The organism is Aeromonas sp. R3-1 (genome assembly GCF_040908345.1).
Lineage (GTDB): Bacteria > Pseudomonadota > Gammaproteobacteria > Enterobacterales > Aeromonadaceae > Aeromonas > Aeromonas veronii.
In genome coordinates, this window is sequence record NZ_JBFODN010000066.1 from 21,502 (window position 1) to 27,871 (window position 6,370).

7 protein-coding genes are annotated in these 6,370 nt (G+C 59.6%); 2 read left to right on the top strand and 5 right to left on the bottom strand.

Annotated elements, in window-relative coordinates; all coding sequences use genetic code 11:
- Nucleotides 1-61: 61 nt before the first annotated feature.
- From AB5Y85_RS03835 to AB5Y85_RS03855, 5 genes are all read right to left on the bottom strand, one after another.
- Entirely contained in the window at nt 62-1,051 is a 990-nt protein-coding gene (locus tag AB5Y85_RS03835; RefSeq protein ID WP_005340720.1) for a 2-hydroxyacid dehydrogenase, read from the bottom strand.
- A 74-nt stretch (nt 1,052-1,125) separates the two neighbouring features.
- Entirely contained in the window at nt 1,126-1,620 is a 495-nt protein-coding gene (locus tag AB5Y85_RS03840; RefSeq protein WP_368221212.1) for a CreA family protein, read from the bottom strand.
- A 26-nt stretch (nt 1,621-1,646) separates the two neighbouring features.
- On the bottom strand, nt 1,647-1,895 hold the full coding sequence (locus AB5Y85_RS03845; RefSeq protein WP_368221215.1) for an Mpo1-like protein: 249 nt from the start codon (nt 1,893-1,895) through the stop codon (nt 1,647-1,649).
- Nucleotides 1,896-1,957: 62 nt separating this feature from the next.
- Nucleotides 1,958-2,815 (bottom strand): hypothetical protein, encoded by an 858-nt coding sequence (locus tag AB5Y85_RS03850; protein ID WP_368221213.1) that lies wholly within the window; start codon nt 2,813-2,815, stop codon nt 1,958-1,960.
- 147 nt (nt 2,816-2,962) lie between these two features.
- Nucleotides 2,963-3,349: a TraR/DksA C4-type zinc finger protein gene (locus AB5Y85_RS03855; RefSeq protein WP_005356952.1), complete on the bottom strand. Its 387-nt coding sequence runs from the start codon at nt 3,347-3,349 to the stop codon at nt 2,963-2,965.
- Nucleotides 3,350-3,827: 478 nt separating this feature from the next.
- On the opposite strand from AB5Y85_RS03855, the gene AB5Y85_RS03860 reads away from it, so the two are divergent.
- On the top strand, nt 3,828-5,159 hold the full coding sequence (locus AB5Y85_RS03860; RefSeq protein WP_021230755.1) for a glutamine synthetase family protein: 1,332 nt from the start codon (nt 3,828-3,830) through the stop codon (nt 5,157-5,159).
- Between the two features lie 276 nt (nt 5,160-5,435).
- The coding region (locus AB5Y85_RS03865) for an aminotransferase (protein WP_368221214.1) at nt 5,436-6,370 on the top strand (935 nt) is incomplete at its 3' end.

A 6,370-nucleotide genomic window follows, 5' to 3' on the forward strand; every position in this document is an offset into this window, starting at 1 on the left:
CTAGCCTACCCGAAGGCGCCGGGTCTCACAACCCGGCGCGTGACGAAGAGAGGGCGAGCCCCTATTCCACTTCGTTGTCGCAGCGGCCCTGGCTCTCGATGGCGCGGATATTGCCGAGGGTGGTGTCGGCGATGGCGTGCAGCGCCTCGCGGGTCAGGAACGCCTGATGACCGGTGAACAGCACGTTGTGGCAGGCTGACAGGCGGCGGAACACGTCATCGGTGATCACCTCGTTGGACTTGTCGGAGAAGAAGAGATCCTCTTCCTCTTCGTAGACGTCCAGCCCCAGCGCGCCGATACGGGAGGTCTTGAGCGCCTCAATGGCGGCGTTGGAGTCGAGCAGGCCGCCACGGCTGGTGTTGATGATCATCACCCCGTCCTTCATCTTGGCGAACGCCTCCTTGTTCAACAGGTGGTAGTTCTCTTTGAACAGCGGGCAGTGCAGGCTGATGATGTCGGATTGGCGGAACAGGGTATCGAGATCCACGTACTCGGCTCCCAGCTCGATGGCTGCCGGATTCTGGTAAGGATCGTTGACCAGCAGGCGAACCCCGAAGCCCTTGAGGATGCGCAGGGCGGCCAGACCGATCTTGCCGGTACCGATGACGCCAACGGTCTTGCCATGCATGTTGAAGCCGACCAGCCCTTCCAGCGAGAAGTTTGCGTCGCGGGTGCGCTGATAAGCCTTATGGATGCGGCGGTTGAGGCACATCATCATGCCGACCGCATGCTCGGCGGTCGCCTCGGGGGAGTAGGCGGGCACTCGCACCACTTTCAGCCCCAGCTCTTTGGCAGCGGCCAGGTCCACGTTGTTGTAACCGGCGCAGCGCAGGGCAATCACCTGGGTGCCGTTGGCAGCCAGTTCGGTCAATACCTCGCGGTCGGCATCGTCATTGACGAACAGACACACCACCGGGAAGCCGTGAGCCAGTCGGGCCGTTTTGGCCTCCAGCCGCACATCGAAAAACTCCAGGTCGAAGCCGTACTGGCTGTTGGCCTGGTTGAAATGCTCTTTGTCATAGCTCTTGGTACTGAATACGGCGACTTTCATGGTATGTGCTCCGCAGCGTGTGTGTCGTCAAATTACAACAAAATGGGTCAGCTATCACCGGACAAACCGGCTGGTTATTGTCCCCATGGCATGATGGGAACGGCGCTGACTGCACTCTTGTACGAACCATCCACCAGTTTGGTGCTGTAGGTCAGGTAAACCAGTGCATTGCGTTTCTTGTCGTAAAAACGCACCACTTTCTGCTCCTTGAACACCAGCGAGGTGCTGACATCGAACACCTCTTCTCCCGCCTTCAGCTTTTCGGGCAGGGTGATGGGGCCGATCTGGTGGCACGACAGGGAGGCGTGGGAGGGATCTTCCGCCAGTCCCAGCCCGCCTTTTACACCACCGGTCTTGGGGCGCGCCAGATAGCAGGCGACGCCGTCGATGCGCGGGTCGTCGAACGCCTCCACCAGGATCTTGTGGTTCGGGCCAAACAGCTTGAAGGCGGTGCTCACTTCACCGACCGGGTCGGCCTTGTCGGCCAGCGCCGGGCCGGTAAACAGGGCCCCCAGCAGCAGGGGCAGGGCGCGGCGCAGGGCGTTATGTCGCGTGTGGTTATGTGTCATGGTCTCTCCTGTTGGCCCGGCACTCCTCAATAGGGAATGCCCAGGCGACGATAGAGGCTGGCAAGCACCGAGGCGGGGCTTATCAGCAGAAATTGCAGGTCGGCGAGGAAGGAGGGGCGCTTGCCCTCGATCTTGTGGCCGACAAACTGGGCTATCCAGAGCAGTGCCAGCGAGCAGAGATAGATGCCGGGTACCGCCAGCTTGTGGATGGCGACGTTGACCGGATGGCGATGACTCTGGCCGTACCCCTCAAACCACTCCTGGATTCCCTTTATGACACCCCCCTGGAGCACTGTGTTCTCGCTGCCTGACCTTCGTGGTCAGGCGCTCGCGATGTTTATCCCTGCGGTGGATACTCCCAATATTGGGCCGGAATGGATTTTAGCAACGGGGTCATATCCGGATTGGGCAGGGCGATGGTGACCCGCTGATCGAGGTTGGCGCTGGCGAGCGCTTCGCGGATCTTGGGGTTGTCATTGAAGAACTTCATAAAGCTGCCATCGGCATAGGCCCGCTCCAGCCCGGTCTGAATCGCCTTGGCCAGCTTGGGGTATTCGGGGCTGACGAAGAAGAACTGGGCGAAGGGGTAGCGGATCAGCAGATGCTGCTCGATGGCGAGGTTGGGATACTGCGCCACCAGTTCGCTGCGCTCGGCGAAGATCTCCACCATGGCGCGCGGGAAGAAGTCGATCTTGTCGCCGTCGTTGATAAGGCGAAACAGGCTGCTGTATCGGCCGGATAAGGTCGGGATGCCCGCATTTTCCAGAATTTTGTTATCGGCCCAACCGACCCCTTGCGCCGCCTTCAGCTGTTTGAGGTCGGCCAGGTTATTGATCTGGTTGAACTTCTCCTGAGCATCCGCGTGGATGAAGGACAGCCGCAATCCTTCCAGCCCGCGAAACAGCGGAATGGGGACGGCAATCAGGGAGGATTCGAGCTCGCTGGAGGTGCCCATCCAGAAGACGTTGATGGTCTTGCCCTTGCTCAGCTGCTGCTGGAGGGTGAACTGGTTGAGGTCGAGTTCGACAGGCTGGATGCGAAAGGGTTGCCCGGAGCGGGTCAGGGCCAGTTCCAGCAGCTTGTACTGGTACTCCTGGTCAAGATTGTTGACGGGGCGGCTGGGGACCTTGACCGTCAGAACCTGTGCTTGTGCCAGCAGTGGCAGGCACAAGCACAGCTTGATGAGCCATTTCACTCTCTGTTCTCCTGTAGATTCCGGAAGGTGTCCGGAGTCTAACAGAACTTGTCACCATCTTGCTGCGAGGCGTTGTGCAAGGTTTGAGCGCGGGGCCCTGCCTTGCTGGCGTCTGTTGCACCAGAATGGTGACGGTTCTTCGAAGAATCAGGCTACGCGACGGAACACGTGGGTATCGTTAAATTCCTTGGTGCTCTGGCATTCGACGCAGAAACGGGATTCCGGACGGGCATGCAGCCGCTTGAGGGAGATCTCGTCACCGCAAGATTCGCAGTAACCAAAATCCCCTTCGCTGATGCGCTTCAATGCGCCCCGCAGCTTGCGCAGGTGCAGCTTGTCGTGCTCGATGCGGTTCAGCTCCAGACGGCGGGCTTCCTCGATACTGGCACGGTCAATTTCATCAGCCATCTCGTTGGTGTCGGTGGCGATGGCCTGGCTGGCCTGGGAGTTCAGGCGCTCTTCGAGCTCGACGATCTGTCGCTCGATCTGCCCCTTGTAAAAGGCCAGTTGGTCTTCAGTCATGAAATCACACATACGATTAACTACCAGTCAGTTTACTAACCCAATTATCCCTGTTTATGGGGGCTGTCTGCCTACAGACCAAGCCCTTGTATCCCGATTTGCACCTGTTTCATGCAAGAGAGTGCAAATCAGGGCGGGCCTTGTACCAAAAAAATGCAGCCAAGCAAAGCAAATAGGATAAGGATTGTGCGCCCTTGCAAAAAAATGGTCCGTTCCTGCGGGGGATTGGTCGGGATCTGGCGCCTGCTTCACCCTCTGTTGGCATCGCCTTTGCAACGATGAGAGGGGGGCTTCGTACGGATTTGAGTGTTTAGTATTTGGTGCCGCCTTGGTCATTATATACGCCGTTATTTATAGTTTTTTAAACACGCCCGCTTGACATTGCCCTTGATGGCGGGCTTTTATGGTGATGTTGATTACAATTTTATAACAAGGGTGTTCCATATATTAGACACCCTTGCCAATGGCAACCGTAAAGTCGGGGTTTAACATGGACAGTATCAAAGGCTGGATGGAGAGCAATCGCATCACGGAAGTGGAGTGCCTGTTCCCGGATTTCACCGGCAACGCCCGGGGCAAGATCATCCCAGCCAACAAGTTTTTGCGTGAAGGGGGCATGCGTCTGCCCGAGGTGATTTTCACCCAGACGGTGACCGGCGAATATCCGGATGACGACAGCATGATCGACCCGCTGGAGCGGGACATGCAGCTCTATCCCGACCCCAACACCATCCGTTTTGTCCCCTGGGCGCTGGAGCCCACTGCACAGGTGATCCACGACTGTTTCGACGTCAACGGCAAGCTGATCGACATCGCGCCGCGCTCCGTGCTGCGTCGGGTTCTGTCATTTTACGAGAAGCAGGGCTGGAAGCCGGTGGTGGCGCCCGAGCTGGAATTCTATCTGGTCACCCGCAACGAGGACCCCGACTATCCGCTGGTGCCGCCGGTGGGCCGCAACGGCCGCCCTGAGACCGCCCGCCAATCGTTCAGTATCGATGCGGTCAACGAGTTCGACCCCATTTTTGAAGACATGTATGACTACTGCGAGGCGCAGGAGCTGGAGGTGGACACCCTGATCCACGAGTCGGGCGCCGCCCAGATGGAGATCAACTTCCTGCATGGTGATGCCATCGATCTGGCGGATCAGGTGTTCCTGTTCAAGCGCACCATGCGTGAGGCCGCACACCGCCACGGTATCTATGCCACCTTTATGGCCAAGCCGATGAGCGACGAACCGGGGTCGGCCATGCACATCCACCAGAGTCTGGAAGATGTGAATGGCCACAACCTGTTCGGCACCTCTAGCGGCGGCAATAGCGAACAGTTCATGCACTTCATCGCCGGTTTGCAGAAATACACCCCTGCGGTGACCGCCCTGCTGGCCCCCAACGTCAACTCCTACCGCCGCCTCACCTTTGGCGAGAGCGCGCCGCGCAACGTCCAGTGGGGGGTCGAGAACCGTACTTGTGGCCTGCGGGTGCCCTTCTCCGACCCGAGCGCGCGGCGGGTGGAGAACCGCTTCGCCGGTGCCGATGCCAACCCCTATCTGGCGCTGGCCGCCACTCTGGCCTGTGGCTATCTCGGCATGATGGAGAAGCTGGAGCCGCTGCCGGAGATGAAGTCGAGCGCCTATGACCTGCCCTACAGCCTGCCCCGCTCGCTGGAGGAGGCACTCAGCCATCTCGAACAGTGCGAGCCCATCAAGGAGATGCTGGGCGAGCGCTTCACCCGCGCCTTCGTCGCGGTTAAACGCAAAGAGTACGAGACCTACTTCGGGGTGATCAGTCGCTGGGAGCGGGAGTTCCTGCTGCTGAACGTCTGATCCCTCTGTAACGGGGAGGCCGGAGTCGGCCTCCCCGGTCCCTGTATCGAAGAGACCGGAACGCGAGTCAGGTGGCGCCTGCCACCTGTGAGTGGTTGTGGCCGAAAGAGCGCTGCCACCTGGATTGATTAACGATTGAATCTTGCCAAATCGAAGGCGCAGGGGAGTAACGAATGCAGCAGACACGCCGTGAGTGACTGTGGCTGCGAACGTGCCGACTCACCTGACTATTTGAAGACTGAATCTTGCTAAATCGAAGGAACCGAGGAGCAACAAATGCAGCAGACAACCCGTGAGTGGCAACAACTGGATGCCAGCCACCACCTGCACCCCTTTACCGACTTTCAGGCCCTGAACAAGAAGGGCTCGCGCATCATTACCAAAGCCAGCGGCGTCTATCTGGAAGACTCCGAGGGAAAACGCATTCTCGACGGCATGGCGGGCCTGTGGTGCGTCAATATGGGCTATGGCCGCCAGGAGCTGGTGGATGCCGCTACCCGCCAGATGCAGCAGTTGCCCTACTACAACCTCTTCTTCCAGACTGCTCACCCGCCGGTGATCGAGCTGGCGACCCTGCTGGCCGAGGTGACGCCAGCCCATCTCAACCACGTCTTCTTCACCGGCTCCGGCTCCGAGTGCAACGATACCGTGCTGCGGATGGTGCGCCACTACTGGGCCAGCAAGGGTCAGCCTGACAAACAGGTGATCATCAGCCGCCACAACGCCTATCACGGCTCCACCGTGGCGGGGGCGAGTCTGGGTGGCATGAAGGGGATGCATGCCCAGGGCGGCCTGCCCATTCCCGGCATAGTGCACATCGATCAGCCCTACCACTTCGGTGAGGGGCAGGGGATGAGTGCCCACGAGTTCGGGCTGGAGCGGGCCCGTCAGCTGGAGCAGAAGATTCTGGAGCTGGGGGTGGACAAGGTGGCCGCCTTTATCGGCGAGCCGATCCAGGGGGCGGGCGGCGTCATCATTCCGCCTGACAGCTACTGGCCGGAGATCCAGCGCATCTGCGATCACTACGGCATTTTGCTCATCGCCGACGAGGTGATCTGCGGCTTTGGCCGTACCGGCCACTGGTTTGCCAGCGAAGGGTTTGGCATCAAGCCGGACCTGATGTGTCTGGCCAAGGGGATCACCTCCGGTTATCTGCCGCTCGGCGCAGTGATGGTGAGCGACCGGGTTGCCAAGGGGCTGGTGGAGGAGGG

Coding starts and splice junctions, on each gene's coding strand:
- AB5Y85_RS03835 (WP_005340720.1), bottom strand. CDS start 1,051: ATGAAAGTCGCCGTATTCAGTACCAAGAGCTATGACAAAGAGCATTTC.
- AB5Y85_RS03840 (WP_368221212.1), bottom strand. CDS start 1,620: ATGACACATAACCACACGCGACATAACGCCCTGCGCCGCGCCCTGCCC.
- AB5Y85_RS03855 (WP_005356952.1), bottom strand. CDS start 3,349: ATGTGTGATTTCATGACTGAAGACCAACTGGCCTTTTACAAGGGGCAG.
- AB5Y85_RS03860 (WP_021230755.1), top strand. CDS start 3,828: ATGGACAGTATCAAAGGCTGGATGGAGAGCAATCGCATCACGGAAGTG.